This window comes from Micromonospora sp. NPDC049523 (assembly GCF_040676775.1).
Lineage (GTDB): Bacteria > Actinomycetota > Actinomycetes > Mycobacteriales > Micromonosporaceae > Micromonospora_G.
On record NZ_JBFAPP010000010.1, the window covers coordinates 289,272 to 307,340 of the forward strand.

Annotated in this window: 17 protein-coding genes and 3 tRNA genes; 10 read left to right on the forward strand and 10 right to left on the reverse strand. The window is 67.5% G+C overall.

Translation table 11 applies throughout. From position 1 onward, the window contains the following. Positions 1-39 precede the first annotated feature (39 nt). From AB0J90_RS18500 to AB0J90_RS18525, 6 genes are all read right to left on the reverse strand, one after another. Positions 40-225 (reverse strand): FxLD family lanthipeptide, encoded by a 186-nt coding sequence (locus AB0J90_RS18500; protein WP_363597303.1) that lies wholly within the window; start codon positions 223-225, stop codon positions 40-42. Between the two features lie 70 nt (positions 226-295). Then, on the reverse strand, positions 296-1,561 hold the full coding sequence (gene fxlM, locus AB0J90_RS18505) for a methyltransferase, FxLD system (RefSeq protein WP_363597305.1): 1,266 nt from the start codon (positions 1,559-1,561) through the stop codon (positions 296-298). A gap of 119 nt (positions 1,562-1,680) precedes the next feature. Then, a complete protein-coding gene (locus AB0J90_RS18510) occupies positions 1,681-2,337 on the reverse strand; it encodes a GNAT family N-acetyltransferase (protein ID WP_363597307.1) in 657 nt (218 codons plus the stop codon). Then, positions 2,334-2,972: a GNAT family N-acetyltransferase gene (locus AB0J90_RS18515; protein WP_363597309.1), complete on the reverse strand. Its 639-nt coding sequence runs from the start codon at positions 2,970-2,972 to the stop codon at positions 2,334-2,336. The genes AB0J90_RS18510 and AB0J90_RS18515 overlap by 4 nt, the downstream gene beginning before the upstream one ends. Then, positions 2,969-4,459 (reverse strand): APC family permease, encoded by a 1,491-nt coding sequence (locus AB0J90_RS18520; protein WP_363597311.1) that lies wholly within the window; start codon positions 4,457-4,459, stop codon positions 2,969-2,971. The genes AB0J90_RS18515 and AB0J90_RS18520 overlap by 4 nt, the downstream gene beginning before the upstream one ends. 66 nt (positions 4,460-4,525) lie before the next feature. Beyond that, a complete protein-coding gene (locus AB0J90_RS18525) occupies positions 4,526-5,146 on the reverse strand; it encodes a GPP34 family phosphoprotein (protein ID WP_363597313.1) in 621 nt (206 codons plus the stop codon). 382 nt (positions 5,147-5,528) lie between these two features. On the opposite strand from AB0J90_RS18525, the gene AB0J90_RS18530 reads away from it, so the two are divergent. From AB0J90_RS18530 to AB0J90_RS18560, 7 genes are all read left to right on the forward strand, one after another. Then, complete coding sequence (locus AB0J90_RS18530) at positions 5,529-6,491, forward strand: helix-turn-helix transcriptional regulator (RefSeq protein WP_363597315.1); 963 nt, start codon at positions 5,529-5,531, stop codon at positions 6,489-6,491. Further along, positions 6,409-6,606 (forward strand): DUF397 domain-containing protein, encoded by a 198-nt coding sequence (locus AB0J90_RS18535; RefSeq protein ID WP_363597317.1) that lies wholly within the window; start codon positions 6,409-6,411, stop codon positions 6,604-6,606. The genes AB0J90_RS18530 and AB0J90_RS18535 overlap by 83 nt, the downstream gene beginning before the upstream one ends. A 56-nt stretch (positions 6,607-6,662) precedes the next feature. After that, complete coding sequence (locus tag AB0J90_RS18540; RefSeq protein WP_363597319.1) at positions 6,663-7,895, forward strand: hypothetical protein; 1,233 nt, start codon at positions 6,663-6,665, stop codon at positions 7,893-7,895. Then, positions 7,885-8,778, forward strand: a complete 894-nt coding sequence (gene ribD, locus AB0J90_RS18545; protein ID WP_363597321.1) for a bifunctional diaminohydroxyphosphoribosylaminopyrimidine deaminase/5-amino-6-(5-phosphoribosylamino)uracil reductase RibD — start codon at positions 7,885-7,887, stop codon at positions 8,776-8,778. The genes AB0J90_RS18540 and ribD overlap by 11 nt, the downstream gene beginning before the upstream one ends. A 185-nt stretch (positions 8,779-8,963) precedes the next feature. Further along, positions 8,964-9,269 carry a hypothetical protein gene (locus AB0J90_RS18550; protein ID WP_363597323.1) on the forward strand — a complete coding sequence of 102 codons (306 nt, stop codon included), beginning with the start codon at positions 8,964-8,966 and terminating at the stop codon, positions 9,267-9,269. Beyond that, positions 9,257-9,865: a hypothetical protein gene (locus AB0J90_RS18555; RefSeq protein WP_363597325.1), complete on the forward strand. Its 609-nt coding sequence runs from the start codon at positions 9,257-9,259 to the stop codon at positions 9,863-9,865. Before AB0J90_RS18550 ends, AB0J90_RS18555 begins: the two co-directional genes overlap by 13 nt. A gap of 691 nt (positions 9,866-10,556) precedes the next feature. Beyond that, a complete protein-coding gene (locus AB0J90_RS18560; RefSeq protein ID WP_363597327.1) occupies positions 10,557-11,681 on the forward strand; it encodes a site-specific integrase in 1,125 nt (374 codons plus the stop codon). Positions 11,682-11,923: 242 nt separating this feature from the next. Here AB0J90_RS18560 and AB0J90_RS18565 read toward each other — a convergent pair whose 3' ends face one another. Further along, entirely contained in the window at positions 11,924-12,619 is a 696-nt protein-coding gene (locus tag AB0J90_RS18565) for a Crp/Fnr family transcriptional regulator (RefSeq protein ID WP_363597329.1), read from the reverse strand. Positions 12,620-13,392: 773 nt separating this feature from the next. Between AB0J90_RS18565 and AB0J90_RS18570 the strand changes: the two genes are divergently transcribed. The 3 genes from AB0J90_RS18570 to AB0J90_RS18580 are packed head-to-tail and all read left to right on the forward strand — an operon-like array spanning position 13,393 to position 17,274. Beyond that, the gene (locus AB0J90_RS18570; RefSeq protein WP_363597351.1) at positions 13,393-14,208 is read left to right on the forward strand and encodes a hypothetical protein; all 816 of its coding nucleotides are present in this window, start codon (positions 13,393-13,395) and stop codon (positions 14,206-14,208) included. Further along, positions 14,205-16,403 carry a hypothetical protein gene (locus AB0J90_RS18575; protein WP_363597331.1) on the forward strand — a complete coding sequence of 733 codons (2,199 nt, stop codon included), beginning with the start codon at positions 14,205-14,207 and terminating at the stop codon, positions 16,401-16,403. The genes AB0J90_RS18570 and AB0J90_RS18575 overlap by 4 nt, the downstream gene beginning before the upstream one ends. Before the next feature lie 4 nt (positions 16,404-16,407). Next, the gene (locus AB0J90_RS18580; protein ID WP_363597333.1) at positions 16,408-17,274 is read left to right on the forward strand and encodes a hypothetical protein; all 867 of its coding nucleotides are present in this window, start codon (positions 16,408-16,410) and stop codon (positions 17,272-17,274) included. 355 nt (positions 17,275-17,629) lie between these two features. On the opposite strand, the gene AB0J90_RS18585 is transcribed toward AB0J90_RS18580, so the two are convergent. From AB0J90_RS18585 to AB0J90_RS18595, 3 genes are all read right to left on the reverse strand, one after another. Further along, positions 17,630-17,704 (reverse strand) — tRNA-Val (locus AB0J90_RS18585). A gap of 16 nt (positions 17,705-17,720) precedes the next feature. After that, positions 17,721-17,791 (reverse strand) — tRNA-Cys (locus tag AB0J90_RS18590). Between the two features lie 34 nt (positions 17,792-17,825). Next, positions 17,826-17,898: transfer RNA gene (locus AB0J90_RS18595), tRNA-Gly, on the reverse strand. Between the last annotated feature and the right edge of the window lie 171 nt (positions 17,899-18,069).

Below are 18,069 nucleotides of genomic sequence, written 5' to 3' on the forward strand. Positions count from 1 at the left end.
CCTCGACGCGGACGGCTCCGGCGGCGGGAGGTTGGAGGGTCAGGCCGGGTCGTACGAGGATGTGCTGCACGCGCTGGTGCTGCAGGTCGAGCCGCAACCGTCGCTGGTACTGCACATCATGATCACCAGCGGCGTCGTGGCCTCGACCACGCGCATGTCCAGCTCAAAGTCGTCATCGGTGACGGCTTCGGCCGGGGTGTCGAGGACCGCGGTCGGCGGGGCCATCGACATCACCTTCCTTCTCTCGGGTAGGGATCGGGCCACCTGGACCTGCCCGGTGTGAGCCGCGCGCTGCTCACCGGGGTGTGGGCCAGGAGATCGTGATGACGCCGTGGGTCTTGTCCATGGCGGCGTCCGCGGGAATCTGGTGGGGGTCGCCGCCGGTCGGCCAGTACCGGAACGTCGGCGGCTCGTCGTGGCGGCCGTCGCGGTCCCACGCCTGGATCTGCTCCACCATGGCGGTCGCGGCCAGCTCGCCGTCACGGCCGTAGGCGCGGGCGCCGAACTCGACACCGGCGCCGTCGAGCGCCGGGCGGACCGCGAGGTAGGCGAGGCCGGATCCGTGTACGGCACCGAACGGGAACCACGAGCCGCGTTCGGCGGCCAGCTCGGTGCCGTCGTCGACGGCGAGCAGACAGAAGCCGGGCAGGAACCAGGCGAACCACAGGTGCAGGTCGGCGAACGAGGTCTGGTGCCTGATCGTCACCCCGGACCACGTTTGCGTACGGTCGGTCGTGAGCACTCCGTCGAGCTGGTCCAGGTCGCCGGGTGCGCGGGTGTCGAAGCGGAGTTTCACGTGCCGGCCGTGCGGGTCGGGCAGCAGGAAAACCCACTCGGGGTGCTGCCCTGCGCCCTGCATGGGCACGAACCCGGCCACCTCGATCGACGTGCTGGTCAGGTGGTCACCGGTGCGGCGGAAGCCGATCGTGCGGGTGATCCCGATCATGATCAGCGGCAGGACGAGGACACCGTCGGCGGCGAGCTGGTCGAGCCAGGTCGGGGCGATATCCCAGGCGCCGACGGTCACGATGATCGCGTCGAACGGTCCCTCGCCCGGTACGCCGTGTTCGGCGTCGGCCACCAGGACCCGCACCCGGTCGGCATAGCCGGTCTCGGCCAGCCGGGCGGCGGCGCGCTCGATGACCTCCGGGTCGATGTCCACGCTCAGCACGCGGCCCTGCGCGCCGACGATCTCGGCGATCAGTGCCGCGTTCAGCCCACCCGAACCGATCTCCAGCACCGTCATGCCCGGCCGCAGCTCGGCCTGCTCCAGCATCCGCGCCTGGATGTACGCCGCGGACACCGACGAGACCGCCACCCCGTGCTGATCGCGCTTGGTCACCACCGAGTTGTCCACGCCGTACGCGGTTTCGAGCGGGGTGTCGGCCGGCATGAACCGTTCGCGGGCCACGGTCCGGAAGGCCGCCTCCACGGCCGGGGTGGTGATCTTCCCGTCGGTGCGAAGGTGCGCCACGAGCTTCTCGCGCAGCTGCGCCGCGTGTCCGCCGTCCGGACCGCTACCAGCCTGGGGTGTGCGGAGGGTGTCGGGTGAGTTCGGCAAGACGTCTACCGCCAATCGGGTTGTTGGGCTGTCAGGTGCGAGGGACTAACGATGCGGGGCGGGCGGCACGGCGCAGCGGATGCGCGCGCCGGGGTGTCGCCAGGGCGAGCTGATGAGGGTCAGCCCTGTGGCGCCGAGGTCCGGGTGAGGGCGTGCCGGGCGGGTCGGCGCATCGGGTGGATCTCGCCGCCACCGGGTAGGCGGATCGGTTGATCCGGGCGGTAGCCGTGGCGGGTGTAGAAGTCGCGGACAGCCGTGCTGGTGGCTTCGACGTACGCGGGTACTCCAAGCTGATCCAGGCGGGTGTGGTGGTGGCGTAGCAGCGTGCTGCCGCAGCCGGTGTTACGCGCTCCGGGTCGTACGGCGAGCGCGGCGAGGTGGTAGTGACTCTCGTTCGGACGACGCGCGTCCAATAGCCGGGTGAGCTGCGTGAACCGGTCGAGGTGATCACCACAGGCGGCGGCCAGCTGCCGATCGAAGTTGCGCGGCGGGGGCAGCGGCCGGTAGCGGCGGATCCACACGGCGACCGCCGACTGGTCGTCGAGCAGGTCGATGTCACCCCACAGCAGGGCGTACTCGACCAGGATGCGCAGGCTGCCGGAGAGGACCGCCGACCGCCATCTCTGATCGGGTACCAGCCACGCGGCCAGCGGCTCGTCGCGAAACGCCTCGGCGAGGACGCTGGTGGCGACGTCCCGCTCCGCCCACTTGGCGCGGACAACGGCCGGCAGGTTCATGCCCGGGTGGCGGCCGGCTCCACGCACGCGACTGGTCATCGCCGATCCCCTCCGCTGTCACCGTTTCGGTGCGGAACCGGGTCGCGGTACATGGGCCAGAACGGGGGTCCGTGGTCGGGCAGCTGAATCTGGCCAGGACTGTGGTAGCCGTGACGCAGGTAGAAGTCGCGGTTGCGCGGGTTACTGGCCTCCAGGTAGGCCGGCGTACCGGTGACGGTGAGAGTGGCGTGGTGGTGGCGCATCAAACGGCTGCCGATGCCGGCGTTCTGCCGGTGGGGTGAGACGCCGAGGAATGCGAGGTAGTGGTGCGGCCAGGCCGGGTGGATGTCGGCGAACGCGTCCTCGAGGACGATGAACCGGTCGAGCCAGGGTCCGCAGGCAACAGCGAGCCGTTCGTCGTAGGCGACGGGGTCGGGAATGGGCTCGGTGCGTGGGTGCCACAGCGCCGCGCCGGTCAGGTCGTCGGTGACGTGCACGATTCCGTGGCGCAGGGTGTAGTGGACCCAGATGGCGAAGTAGTCGCGGTAGACGGTACGGCGAGTGGTCTCGTCGGGAACGAGCCAGTCGGCGAACGGGCCCGCGTGGAAGGCATCCGCGAGCAGGTGGACGATCGGTTCTGTGTCGCTGTCGGTGGCGGCACGGATCCGCGTACCCAAGAGGTTGCTGTCGTTCATGCCGGAGTGCTCCTTCGGCCGTGGGCGGGCGGGGCGCTGCTGCGGTAGGTGCCGGCGGGAATCGCGCTGTTGGCGCCGAGGCCAATCGCCGCGTACACCTGCGGCCTGGCCCGCCGCAGGCGGTAGGCCCAGGCGATACCGAGGCCGGCGGTGAGGACGTAGCCAGCGGGGATGAGCCAGCGCAGCGGGGAGTCGGGGGTGACGCCGAGCAGGGTGTCGAACCCGGCCACCGTGGCCCACAGGATGCCGGCGAGCAGGACGGTGGCCGTGGCAGGGGCGACCAGCCGGCGGGTCAGGGTCTCGTCGTGCGGGTCCCGGGCGAAGTAGCCGACGACGGCGGCGCTGGTCGCGGTCATGAGGATGAGGACACCGAGGCCGCCGGTGACGGTCACCCAGAAGAACAGGTGGGTGATCGGGTCCGCCCCGGCGGCGGCATAGAAGCCCAGCACGACGAGCGCGAGCGCCGTCTGGGCGGTCGAGGCGGTCGCGGGTGCACCGGTACGGCGGCTGGCCCGGCCGAGCCAGACGGGCAGGACTGCTTCGCGGCCGAGGGCGAAGCCGTACCGGGCGACCGTGTTGTGGAAGGCGAGCAGCGCGGCGAACAAGCTGGTCACGAACAGAACCTGCCCGACCGTGACCAGAGTTTGGCCGAGGTGCGGGCGGACCAGGTTGAAGATCAGCTGGGTGCCGTCGGTGCGGGCGGCGGTGACGATCCGGTCGGGGCCGGTGGCCACTGACATCGCCCACGCCGAGGCGGCGTAGAGCAGCCCCGTGACCGCCAGGGCGGCGTAGGTGGCCCGGGCGACCGTCCGCCGCGGGTCCCGGGTCTCCTCGGCAAAGACCACGGTCGCCTCGAACCCCACGAACCCGGTCACCGCAGTGACCAGGGCCGCGCCGATACCAGCGGTGAGCAGGTGCGACGGTGACAGCGTGACCCAACTGACCTGCCCACCGGTCGGGTGGTCCAACATGACGAGATCGAAGACGACCGTGATGACGATCTCGGCGCTGAGCATCGCCGCCAAGACTCGACCGTTCAGGTCGACCCGCAGCACCCCGAGCACACCGACGATCGCCCAGGCGGCCAACGCGTACGCCCACCAGGCGACATCCCAGCCGAGGCGGGGGTTGACCAGGTCGGCGGTGACCGCGCCGAAGCCGCCGTACAGTCCGACTTGCATCGCGTTGTAGGCGACCAGGGCGACCATCGCCCCGCCGACCCCAGCCGGACGACCCAGACCGTGGCCGACGTAGGTGTAGAACGCTCCGGCGTTGAGGATGTGCCGGGACATCGCCACGTAGCCGACCGCGAACAGCGTCAGGATCACCGCGACCAGCAGATACGCCACGGGCATGCCGGTCACCCCGGTGATCGCGTACCCCGTTGTCGCGCCACCGGCGACCACCGTCAGCGGGGCGGCGGCCGCCACCACGAAGAACACCACCGACGGCACGCCCAACCGGTCGCGAGCCAACGTCCTGCTCACATCGCTGACTGGCGCGCGTCTTCTCGTAGGTGTCACGAAACATCTCCCGAGATTTGAAGGATGGGGTTAACGGCGGGCGAGGACGGCGTCGCCGATCGCGGCCTGCGTGTGCGCGAACAGGTCTCGCATCGGCGGCCACAGCCCGTCGGCGACCTGCCGCAGGTGATCGAAGGCCTGCGGCGGCGCCGTCTCCAGCACGAACCGGTCCAATCCGGTGGCCAGGGTCAACCCGGCCAGGCAGGCCATGTCGTAGTCGAGCCGCTGCCCCGTCCGCAGACGCGTCGACAGCGCCGCCCACGGACGGGCCGCCTCGTTCATGTCCGTCGGCAACCACGTCACCGACGACCGCAGCAGCCGCCGCGACGTCACCTCCCGCAGATGACCCGACCGCAACAGCCGCGCCGACACCTGACCCCGAGCCGTACGCGACAGGTAGTCCAACCAGATCCGTACCGGATGCCGCCCCTGCTCCGCGATCAGGACATCAAGTACCGCGTGAGCGACCAGGTCGGTTGGCGGCGTCGGGTCCAACACGACGAGTTCGCCTCCACGCACCTCGATCCGGCGTGCGGACGTCAACTCCCCCAACAGCGCAGCGGCAAGCCCGATACCCACCGCCCGCAGGTGCAGATGCGGCTGGCCGGTGGCATCGCTATGGGCGAGCCGGAAGAAATCATCAGCGAGCATGAGACAGACCCTCTTAGTGGAAGATCGGCGACGGAAGTTGTTCTGGCCTGCCCGCCGCCGCGCCCTCTCTGGCAACGACAGCGAGCAGGAGATTCAGGTACGCCCACTCGTCCGCCTCACTGGTTGTCCCGGCCGCCGGTTGCCGCCCGCTCGACAAGCAGTTCGTCGTGACTCAACAATCGGCGAGTAGCGCGGGCCTGGGAATGCCGACCTGCGGTCCGACCTTGTGTACCGACCTTCGGTCCGACTGGCCCCTGAGCTGCTCTTTTGAGACGGACCGCCAGTCGCATCAAGATCATCTCGCCGTCAACTGGGGTTACATTGAGGGCACCCAGCCGGCCACGATCGCCGACCGGGCTCAACCATTTCCTGGAGGCCGCTGATGGCACGCCCCAGTCCGTACGTCCGAAGGCGGTGGCTAGGCCGCGAGATTCGACGCCTGCGCGATGAGCACGGGATCGCGGGGGAATCCCTCGCACGCGCCGTCGGGTTTCCCCGGCAGCAACTCTCGGCTCTGGAGAATGGGCACCTCGGCCCGGACATCGACCTCGTCAGCTCGATCTGCGACTATCTGGCGGCCGGCGTGAACCGCCGGGCGGCGATCATGGATGCCGTGACCGACGGCTGGGCCACCGGATGGTGGATGGCCGATGCCGAACGGATGGGCGCTCGGCAGGCGATCTACGCCGACCTGGAGAGCGGCACCAAGACCATCAGCGAGTACACACAGTTGGTTCCTGGTCTGCTTCAAACGGCGGCGTTCGCCGACGCCCGGCTGCGCAGCGATCCGCTCCGCCACGCCGACGGGTTCGACACCGCCGCGGCCGTTGCCGCCAGAACCCACCGGCAGGAGCTGTTGCTCGCTACCGACGGGCCGGTCTACGACGTCGTACTCGACGAGGTCGCGATCCGACGCTGCGCCGCCGAACCAAAGGTCGTCGCCGAGCAGCTCCAACACGTCATGGCGGTCTGCGCGGCCCACAGGTCCGTCACCGTCCGGGTACTACCTATCGACGCCTCCATTGCGGGCCACAGCGCACCTCAGTCGGCCTACTCGATCTACCGCTACCGCGACACGCCGGAATCCCTTGCCGTCGCAGTCGACACCCTCACGAAAGACCTGGTCCACACCGAATCGGCCGAGATTGCCCCCTACCTGAGCCTGCATAGCCGGCTCAGGGCAGCCGCATTGCCCCTCGACGCAAGCATCCGGCTGCTCAGCGATGCTGTGCAGCGCCTATCAGGCGTGAAAGAGTTCCAGCATGACCACAGGGCGATACACGATCTGGCGCAAGTCCAGCCGCAGCGACGCCGGCAACTGCGTCGAGGTCGCCCGCGCCGATGACGGTACGTTCGGCGTACGCGACTCGAAGGACATCAGCGGACCGATGCTGGAGTTCGACACGACGACCTGGAACGCCTTCACCGATGGCGTACGCTCGGGCCGTTTTGGCCGATAATCCTCTCGAACTCCACGCCTCGCCGAGGTGAGACAGTGCCCCGCCATCCGGAAACTGTGATCACACCCAACACGCTGCTCAGCGAAGCCCGCGAGCGCCTAGCGTCACCACGTCGGGCCGGGCAGTGCATGTCCCGCAGCGAGTTGGCCGACATAGTCAACACCGCCCTCGACCAGCTCTACCCCGGCCGGAACCTCACCGCCCACTACGTCGACTTCCGCTGGATCGGCAAGCTGGAACGCGGCGAGCACCGGTGGCCCAGCGAGGAGCGCCGCGTCGCGTTGCGCCACGTCCTGGGCGCCGAAACCGACGGCGATCTCGACCTGTACGTTCCGCGCCGTACCGGCAACGGCGGAGCTTCCCCGGCGAACGTGTCTCAACCGATGCCAGGTGGCTGGGACGAAACGATCTATCAACTACGGGCACAGTGGCACCTACTGGTCCAGAACGACAAACTGTTCGGGCCGGACTACGCACTGATCGGTGTCACCGCCCAACTGACGCTGGTCGACCGGCTCCTCGCTGACGTCCCCGATCCGTTCCTGCCCTCGCTCATCCGCCTCGGTGCCCAGTACGCCGAATCCGCAGCCTGGCTGAACCAGTCGCTTGACCATCATGCGGGTGCCCGGCAGTGGACCGGCAAGGCCCTCGCCTGGGCGAACCAGATCGCGGATCCGATCATGACCGCGTGGGCGACCTACCGCAGCAGCCAGCACCGGCTGATCGCCGGAGAGCCGCGCGGTGCCGTTGAACGCGCCGAAGCAGCAATGACCTACGACAAGCAGCTCCCTCAACCCATGCGGGCAGCCCTGCGTGTGCAGCATGCTCACGCACTCGCTGCGACCGGTGGGCATCGCGAAGCCATGCGGCTGCTCGACGGCGCCCACCGCTGGGCAGCCGACCGCAGCCCCGGCAAGCCCGAAGGTGAGCACGGCTCGTTCTGCACGAGCGGATACATCGAGGTCCACCGGGGAACCTGTCTGCGGCTGGCACAGCGACCAGGCGAGGCGATCGCCGTACTCGCCGAGGCCCTCCCATCGATTCCGCGACTGCATCGGCAGGACTTCACCTCAGCCCTGCTGAGCAAAGCAGCGGCGCACCTGGCAGCACACCAACCCGACCAGGCCGCCGCGACGGCACACACCGCGCTGCCAATCGCCCGCCGCGCCGGCTCCCGCCGGATCCTGCACCAACTCACCCAAGTAGGCGCCGCAGTCAGCGAGCACCGCCAGCTCGCCGACGTACGCGCCTTCCTCGACGCCCTCGCGGAGACCACTGATGGCATCTGACGTCGAGCTTGCCGCGATGCGGCAGGCCATCACGCTGTCCGCGCTCGGACTGGGCACGGCAAGTCCGAACCCGCCCGTCGGATGCGTCATCCTCGACCGCCACGGCACCGTCGTGGGAGCCGGTTTCCACCGCCGCAAAGGCGAGGCCCACGCCGAGGCAAACGCCCTCAACGCGGCCGGGACCGCCGCACGCGGCGGCACCGCCGTCGTCACGCTCGAACCCTGCAATCACGCCGGCGTCACGCCCGCCTGCCGCCAAGCCTTGCTCGACGCGGGAATCGCCCGGGTCGTCATCAGCGTCATCGACCCCACCTCACGCGGCGACGGCGGCGCCGCCGTGCTCGCCGCCGCCGGAGTCGACGTCGAAACCGGCGTCCTCCACGATGAAGCCCTCACCGTCCTCGGGCCATGGCTCACCGCAACCGTGCAGCGCAGGCCCTACCTGATCTGGGTGTACGGCGCCGAAGCCGACCAGAGGCCGACAGTCACCGCTCAACTTCTCCTCGCCCTACGCGGAAGGGCCGACCTCGTCGTCGCGAACAAAGTCCTCGAAGAGGGCATCCCCGGCGGTCACGCTCCCGCTCACTACACGCTGCCACCCGATTCCGATCTCGATGCCGACCTGTGGGGCTGGCTTTCCGCCACGTACCAGGCAGGCACCCGTACCGCGCTGATCGCGGGATCCGAGTATGCCGAAACGCTCCACCAGCAGATGAACGTCGTTGACGAGATCATCCTCAGCACGCGAAGAACCGACCTGGCAGAAGTCCTCACAGCACTCCAGCCCCATGCGATCCCCGCCGGATTCCAGCTCGTCGACGTAACGCCGAGCGCGAGGGCGGTGCTGGCTCGCTTCCGGCGCCCCCTCCAGGGACAGGCGTAGGGCGAGCAGCTCGCCGGCGAGGACTTCAACAACCTGTTCCGGTACTTCACGAAGACGGCCTTCCGCCTCGAGGCCGCCGCCAATACAGCGACGCATTGAGCAACAGCCACCAGCCCTGATCGCTCAGGACGGAGACGCGCTCGCGAGTCGCGGCGGTGCCACCGTGCCTACTGGCCGTCGCCGGCTTGGCCGCGCAACTCGTTCCGCCGATCGGCGAGCAGGTGGTGCCGCTGCTGGTCGACTGGGTCAACTCGGCGGTCGCCCCGGAGTACGGGCACCCACGAGCCCTCATAGCCACCCCTCGCGCCACACCCGAGCGGAAGCTTCCCGGCTGGGACCAGGGCCAGTTCCAGTACACCGAGGCAGTCCTCAACTCCTCACCAGCGGTCAGCGGGGTCGGGAGCACTCATGGCCCCGCTCGCCGGAGCATGCTGTACTCCTGTCTATGGGACGGCGACGGGTGCAGGCGGGACTCACCGTGCTGCTGCTAGTGCTGAGTCTCTCCACATACGCCGGCTGGCGCTGGTGGCATAACCGGGCGCCGTACGGGCCAGAGGTCCTAGCCGCCACCGCGACGCTCGAATTCGTAAGCAACGAAGCGGCCTCGGCCGCGCTCGGACAGGTAAACGCACCGCTTGCGGACGTCGGCGATCAGTTGGCGCTGGGCCGGGTCACGTGGCAGCCTCCGGACGAGCCGCAGCAAGGCGCGATGCTGTGGATCGCGGTCCTGGACAAACGCACCCAGCTCAAGCCCAGCGCCTTGGGGATCGCGTCAGCACGCCAAGACATGGTGGGCATCGGATCGCACGGGTACCTGAAGAAGGCAGCCGACCGCTATCCCTGGTTGCAGGGCATCAGCGGGCGTCAGGTGAACGGCACCTGGTGGGACGCCGGCAGTTCCATGTACGTGGCGGCGGCCGATGCGACGCCCCTGACGTTCGTCGCCCTCTTCCCCGCCGCGAAGCCACTCGATCAGCCCGAGGTTGCGATCGCTACGGCTCCGGTAGCCATCTCGGACCTGCTGGTCGCCTTGATCAGCATGGGACCCGATGGCCAGCTCTACTGGGCGCAACGCCTTCTGGGCTAAGCGGCTGGGACAGCATTCGGTAAGAAGGCCGATACCTAGACGACGCTGCTTCCGCAACGGGCACGCGCCACAGCCGATGCATCGCCGCTGCCATACCCCCTTGAACCCAGCACCTGGTCGGCATGGCTGCGCCAATCCTAAGACCGGCTGACATCGCGTCGCGCGACCGCTGACGATCTGCCCGAATCCCAGAAATCGACTATCCCGCTCCACCAGGCCCTTCCAGCGGCCGGTGCCTTCACGGCGCCGGCCGCTTCTTTATGCCCGCCGGTACAGCCGGCACCAACAAGCTCCCTTGGAGGAGACCTTCCGTGGCTACGCCATCACCCGCGCACCGACCCGACAACAACCCTCCACGACCGACCAACACCACGAACCACCCAGCACGCGTACCTACTCACGGCGTCTTGCTCTACACCCCCGCCGAAGCCGCGCAACGGCTCCAAGTCCGCGAGTCCTGGCTACGCAAAAAAGCCGCCGCCCGGGAGGTGCCGTGCACGTTCCTCGGCAAACACCTGCGCTCCTCCCCCGCCGACCTCGCCGCGATCATCGCTAACTCCGCCCGCCCCGCCACCGGCCGACGCCCCCAACGCAAACCCCGGACCACCGTTCGGGACCGCGACTTGCCACCACCCGCTGATCGAAGCGTCCATGCACACCCGGATGACCACACATCGAACGGGAGCAACCCATGGCATGGATAGAACAACGCGGCACCAGATACCGGGTACGGCTACGCCTGCCCGACGGCAGCGTCGCCACCGACTCCTCCCACCCCACGTATAAGGCCGCCGAAATCCGCCGCAAACAAGTCGACCTGGATCAGGCCCTCGAGACCTACCTTGACCCCGCCCTCGGCCGGATCACCCTCATCGAATGGGTGACCATCTGGGAAGCCGGGCACATCGCCGGTGACGCGAAATGGGCCTCCTACCGCAGCCACCTCCGCAACCACATCCTCCCCCGCTTCGGCGACACACCCCTGAACAACATCACCCGCCAACACATCAAAGTCTTCGTCAAACAGCTGAAGACCCACCTCGCCGACAGCAGCGCCGCCAGCGTCATGACCCTCCTCAGCCTCCTCCTGCGTGAGGCCGTCGCCGACGGACGCATCACCCACAACCCCTGCCAAGGAGTCAAAGTCGTCACCCGCCGAGCCCCCGAACGACCCCACGCCACCGCCACCCAGGTCAACACCATCGCCAACCGGATCGACCGCCGCTCCGACCAAATCCTCGTCATCACCGCCGCCTACACCGGCATGCGCTGGGGCGAACTCGCCGGCCTCGCCCGCACCAACACCCACCTCGGCGACGGACTCATCCGCGTCCACCCCGACACCGGAGCACTCCACGAAGTCCAAGGCCGCCTCTACCTCGGCCCACCCAAAACCGCAGGCTCCGCCCGCGACATCCACCTCCCACCCTTCCTCATCACCCTCCTCCAAGACGTCCTCGACAACCACGACCACGACCAAGTCTTCTGCGGCGCCCGCGGCGCCTACCTCCGCCGATCCAGCATGTCCCGCCGCGTCTACGGACCCGCCGTCAACGGCGACCCCCGCACCCACACCAGTGCCGTCATCAAAGGCATGCACTTCCACGACCTCCGACACACCCACAAAACCTGGATGATCGAAGACGACATCCCCGAAATCGCCCAAGCCCGCCGACTCGGCCACCAACTCACCGGTGTACGTGGCATCTACAGCCACGTCACCCCGGCGATGAACCAAGCCATCACGCGAGCCCTCGAAAACCGATGGCAAGCCACCCAACCCACCACCCGGTCGCGCCACCTACACGCCGCGTAGCGGAGAACCAGGCAAAAGACATTGGCGGGAGGCGCGGACGGGCAGTATCCGCAGTTGCAACTCTGCGCCCAGCCTGGGGACCGGCCGCCCGACCGCCCGCCGCAGCGGGGCCGGTGTTGCGATCCTCGCCCGGTGAATACCGCCGCGCCGCTCACAGATCGAACGACACCACCTCCATGCCGCCCACAACGAGATCATGACAGGGTGACACCAGCACCGTTGCCAGCAACACCCACACCGAGCTACGAGACGTCCTTCAACAAACCGGCGATTGAACGCAGCGCGTCGCTGTCTCGTATGACGATCTCGCGATAGCCCGTGGCGACGATGCCGTCCGCCCGAAGCCCTCCCAGGGCCTTCTGCAGGCTGATTTCGGCGGCGCCGCAGAGGGTGGCCAGTTCATCCTGTGTCAGACGAATATCGATGACCACACCACGAGGGCCTCGCCGTCCGTAGGCGACTGCGATCTCCCATAGGACTCGGGCCAGACGAACTCGCACCGGGTAGGAGGTGAAGTCGGTCCGGCGCCGGTTGGCCCATCGAAGACGGTCTGCGACGATCCCGGCCACCTCCAGAGCGGCTTCAGGGTTGTCGCGGAGCACGGCTCTGAATGTGTTCTGGTGGATGATGCGGATGACCGATGGACGACAGGCGGTGACCGTCGCTGTCCTCGGCGTACCGTTCAGTGCGGAGATCTCCCCAACGATGTCGCCGGACACACGGATGGCCAGTAAGGCGTGCCGGCCGTCGGACAGCGCAACGGTGACCTTGACGAGCGCGTCATCGAGCAGGATCACATGGGACTCCAGCGCGCCCTCACGAAGTAGAACCTGCGCCTCCTTCACCGAACGCCTGACTCCTACCGACAAGAGCCGTTCTCGCGTCGCCGACCGGAGACGGCCGAGGAACGTCCCGGGCGGCCAGAGTGGTTCCTCCATGTGCACCTCCTATGCTCCGGAGATCATCCTTCACGTTCGGCTTCAAGGTCGCTACCGTCCGCAGCGGTCGATCAGATAGTGGAGCCGGCCAAGGCTTTGATGATCAGCAACCGGCGGCGGAGCGCAGCAACACCAGAAACCAGGGCACACGCCCGCGAATCCGCAGGTGCTTCGCCGTCGCGATACGGGCCACTGCCAGCACGACGTCCCGTGCTTCCTCCCTGTGCCGTCGGCTGTGGCGATCGGCGGGAGCTTGCCGACCGCGACGAGACCTGGATGCCAGACCGGTAGGCGCTGCCGGCGTCGCTCAGGCGTGGCCGAAGCGCCAGGGCGTGGTCGTGGGTGCATCGCCGCCGTGGATACCATCATGACGACCGCGACGAACACCCTGAGGGTGGCACCGGTCGGGGTACTGCCCGGCCTCGTTGCCAAAATCCTGGCTGCAACCGCCGCTGCGCTACGTCGTTCAGCCGTCAATAGCGCCGGGACTTTCGCGTCCGTGTGCCTGGTGGGAGTGTGCAGTGATCTGCCGTACAGGCAGACCTGGACATCGTGCCACCCGTCCTAGCCGCTGCAGCCGCCCGCTGTCCGGCTTCTTCCCATGCGTCGAGCGGCGGCGGATCGGCGGGAGGAATGGGACCAAAGCACTGCTTGTCGCGCACTTGACTGTGGATGTCGAACCCGTATTTGTATGGGATCTCCAGCGCGGTCTGTCTGTAGAGATAAGTCTGGAACGACTCGTCGCCCAGTGAGGGATGGAGAGCATGGCTTACATCACGGACCCGGACCGGCGGGTCTTGGTCGCTGTGGACATGGAGTCCTATAGCGGCCGAGACAACGTCCTACAGCATCGAGCGCAGCTGGCCTTCCAGGAGGTGATGGCGACGGCGTGCGGGGAGCTAGGCTTCGACCGCGCCAACTGGTTGATTCAACAGGGGGGCGATGGTGAGCTGGCCATCCTCCCGCCGGAGACCAGCGAGCGGGCGGTCGTGACGCGGCTGACGCCGGTCCTGGATCGGTTGTTGCGCGAACACAACCGTGGTCTCAGCAGTGAGGCACGGATTCGCTTGCGCGTCGGCGTTCACGAAGGGCCGGTTCATCTCGACGGGGCGAACGGCTATCCGGGCGACGCCGTCGTGACAGTCTGCCGGTTGGTGGACTCGCCCCAGCTCAAGGCCGCGTTACGACAGTTCCCGGGCGCCGCAGTCGCGCTGATTGTGTCGGACCGGCTCTACCACGACGTCGTCCGGCAGTACCAAGATCTTCGACCTGAGCACTTCCATCAGGTGACGGCACGGCTGCCTGAGAAGAACTTCGAGGCCGCTGCCTGGATCTATGTTCCGGGCGAAACCATTCCCGCAACCGATGTAGGTCCTGGTCCTTCGGGTTCCGTCGCAGACCAGCCGAACGACGGGAGCGGTGGTGAGAGCGTCGATCGTCAGGGCCGTAATCCTCGTCCCCAGCCGGCTGGGGGTGGGCATGTGTTCCAGGACGTCCGGTCGCGGGGAATTGGTGCGTTCGGCAACGGCAATTCGATCTCCGTGTCAGGCCGCCCGGAGGACCTCGAGTCGTGGGGATCGCCTCGATGAGCGACACGAATCCTGACGGTCATCCGTCGCCGCCCAGTACATCCCCCGGTGGCGGCGGGCACGGCGACCCGGCCCTGCCTGAGCTGCGAACAGGTGAACCGGTTTCTCGAGAGGAGGCCGCGCCGGGGTCGGAAGCTGGTCCAGAGGGAGCTGATCCGCAGGAGGAAATCGTTCCGGATTCCTTGCGGGTGGACCCCCGGGTGGGTGAGGAGCTGTACGGCACTCAGTTTTCAGCCGCCTACTCGCGCATCAACGCCCGCGGTGTGAACGCGCTGGGCAACAACAACACGATTCACATCGTGAACGACACGGGTAAACCGGCGGCGAAACCTCTTATCCGGGATCTGGTGGGAGTATCCGACCTACTCGCCGTGTATGCAGAGACGGCCGCAGACGAGGAGCTCGGGAGAAAACTCGGCCAGCGGTCCACGGCTTGTCTGGCGGGTAGGCCGCACACCGGGCGGTTCAGCACCGCGTGCGTGGCATTGGCCCGGCGCCACGGGCGGGATCGGGTGCACGAGGTCCTGCTACCTGGGGATGTCGCGCCGGAAGTGCTGAATCGGGCGGGCGGCAGCATCAAGGAGGATCACGGGTACGTGCTCCGGCTGCCGGGCAACGGGCACGGCCAGGTGATGCGATTGCTGGCAGATCTCTTTCGACGACGGTCCGCGAGCCTGCTGCTCATCCGCCATGACGACTCGCCTGCGAGTGCTCGACACAGCGCTGAGGTGCAGCATCGGCACCCCGAGCCGCTGGCCGTCTTCCGCGCTCATCTCGGCCATTACCTACGCGACAAGCTGAAGTTGACGGACGAGGAAAGTGCCCAGCACATGCGGGGGTATCTCCACCACAGCGACCTCATCGATACGCTGCACGGCTCCTACGGACCTCGGGAGGTGGTGCCAATCGCCGAGGCCATCGGGCAGAGTCATCCGGCCGACGACGGCACCCTGACTGAGATCCTCCGTCGATCCCAACCGCGCCGCAGGGCTCGTGCCACAGAAATCCTGCGTTCCAACGCCAACGCCAACGACGCGAGCCGCCGGCCGCGGCGGACTGACCAACACGAGCGGGCCTTCCGGCTCGCGTACGCCATCTTCGCCTGGCAGCCACTGCACTACGTCTTCGAAGCGGCCGGGCTCCTACTTGAGGAGATCGACGGCCAAGCCAAGCGGGCGGACTGGGGCCGAATGGCATTGCAGCACCCGGTGGCGGAGCTGCTCGGACCGCTCGATGTGGACTGGCAGGAGGGCCGAGAGGCCACGCGGTCACGGGGCGGCTCGTCGCGCTCAGCCTGGCTGCACGACGGCGCCATGCGCGGCGTCATCATCGATGAGGCATGGCACGAGTTCGACAGCACCCGGCCAGCCCTCCTGAAATGGCTGGACACACTGGTCTCGAAGGATGATGAGCCGATGCAGCGAGCGGCCGCCGAGGCTGCAGGGTTGCTGGCGCATCACGACTTCGCGCGGGTCTGCGCCGATCTCATCGACGACTGGGCGGCCTCACCCAAACGCCGACTCCGCCAGGCGGCGGCCTGGGCGATGGTCGCAGCGGACATGGGAGGCCAAGTGAGCCATCTCGTCCGACAGCAGATCCGGGACTGGGCCGGTGGTCACCGCAACTATCAGCGAGACGCAGCTGCTTATGTATACGCCAGCGGACTGCAACAACCAGACTTGAGCTGGAGCCTGGCCGACCTTCGCCGCATCGCCCAGGACCCGATGCAGCAACACACGCACGCAATTGCCGAGGGCGTATACCAACTCTACGCCCCGCACAGGGCGGATCAGATCATCTTCGAACTGGCACGGTGGTCGGCCGACCGACAGCTGCAACTGCATGCCGGCGCAGCGCTGCTCAAGATCGCTACTGTACCGGCCAACAACTCTCCCGGCGGCGGCGCTGATCTGATGGTCAGAGCCGCGCACCACGAGGTCGACGGTCAGGATCTCGTACGCCTCTGGCAGGTCGCGCTACTAACAAGCGACCTGTCCCGGCAAGCATGGGCCACCTTCGAACAATGGCTGACCACGGCTCACACCGACGACAACCTACGTAAGGCCACCGCCGTGTTGGTCACCGACCTCGCCGCCCTACCGACCCTGCGTCGCCGGATGACATTCCGCCTCGCCCAGCTGTCGCAGTTCCGGGACGGGTTACCGGATTGGCTCGACGCCGCGATGAGGAAGTGACGACATGACAGACACCACCAACACGGCCGGCTCTTCGGGTGCCTGGCGTCGGTTCGGATCATGGCTGCTGGCGCTATGGCACCGGCTGGTCGCGGCGCTAAGCGGGCCCGACCCCATGCCCATGCCACCACCGCCCCCGCCGCCCCCGCCGCCGGGCCGACTGACCGAGCGCCGGGAGGCACAGACACCCATCATCGTGCCCGCGCGCGGCTACGTGTTCACGTTCCGCGTCCACGCCACGTTCATCTGGTCATCGGAAGGGATACCGAAGGAAATTCTCAGCGGCTCCGCCCAGTACTTCATGCCATACGCCATCCGAACACTGACCCGCCTCGCCGCCGCCCGGGCCCGCAACGTCGTCGCACACCGAGCGAGAGAACTCGAGGTGGAATTGCAACGTGCTATCAGCGATCCCGGGCCGTGGCGGTACGAGCGCAACGAGGTGCGAGTGGCCTGCCAGCCGTACGTCTGGGTAGAACTCGACGACGGCGTGAAGCAGGCAGTCAAGCCGTACTGGGAACAGTTGATCAAGCTCGATTGCGAGTACGACGTAGACGTCAAGCGCGCGCAGTACGTAGATCGACTGAGCCGGCAATGGCTGACAATCCTCGAAAAACTCGTCGACAATCCCGTCGCCGGCGGCGCGGCCAAGATGACCAACGAAAGTCTCGCTGCCGTCGTACGCGACCTCATCGCAGAACAAAGCGCCACCGCCCAGCGACTGGAAGACCTCCTCGGTGAGCGGCTACGCAACGGCGATGCTTACGAGCAGGCCGCGTCGTTCGACCTCCTAGCCGAGCGATTGACCCCCCACGGACCGAAATCCGGGAAAATACCGACTCCAGGTCCGAACGGCGCATCCCGGGGGTGACGTCCACTGACCAGCGTCGAGCGAACGACAAAGGAACGGATCGGAGATCCACCTGGTCCTCGAAGTCCGGGCCCAGTTGGTCGGTTGGCCAGGACGGCGGCGTACGTGACGTCGTTTCGATCCTCGCCCGAACCACGCGAGCACGCGCTTGTACCGCTTGGAAAGTACCGCGAGGCCCCATCTCCTCAAGCGGTCGCGGCACGCCGGCCGGAGGCGCCACCCGATCGACCCGGTCTGGGCCACCCACGAGCGGTAGATGATCATGTGCTCCCAGTTTGCTCCCAACGTAAGGGGCACAACCAGAACAGCTCGTTACCGAACTTCCGGTAACGAGCCGCTGACCTGCTGGTCTAGCTGGTGGGCGATACTGGGTTTGAACCAGTGACCTCTTCCGTGTCAAGGAAGCGCGCTCCCACTGCGCCAATCGCCCTCGCATATCCTTGCCGAGGTGGAGACGGGATTTGAACCCGTGTACACGGCTTTGCAGGCCGTTGCCTCGCCTCTCGGCCACTCCACCGAGGTTGCCCCCGACGTGCGTGGCGGCATCTCCGAGCGGACGACGGGACTCGAACCCGCGACCCTCACCTTGGCAAGGTGATGCGCTACCAACTGCGCTACGTCCGCTTGTCTCCGGTGTTTCCTGGTGACGGATGAGAACTTTAGCCGAGCGCGCGAACATGTGCCAAATCGGGGGTAGCCGCTCCTGTGCACAGCGGCAACTGGCGGCGATCTTGGCAGCCCACGCCAGCGCCTCCTCGCGTGAGGCCACGTCGACTACCACGAACCCGCCGATGA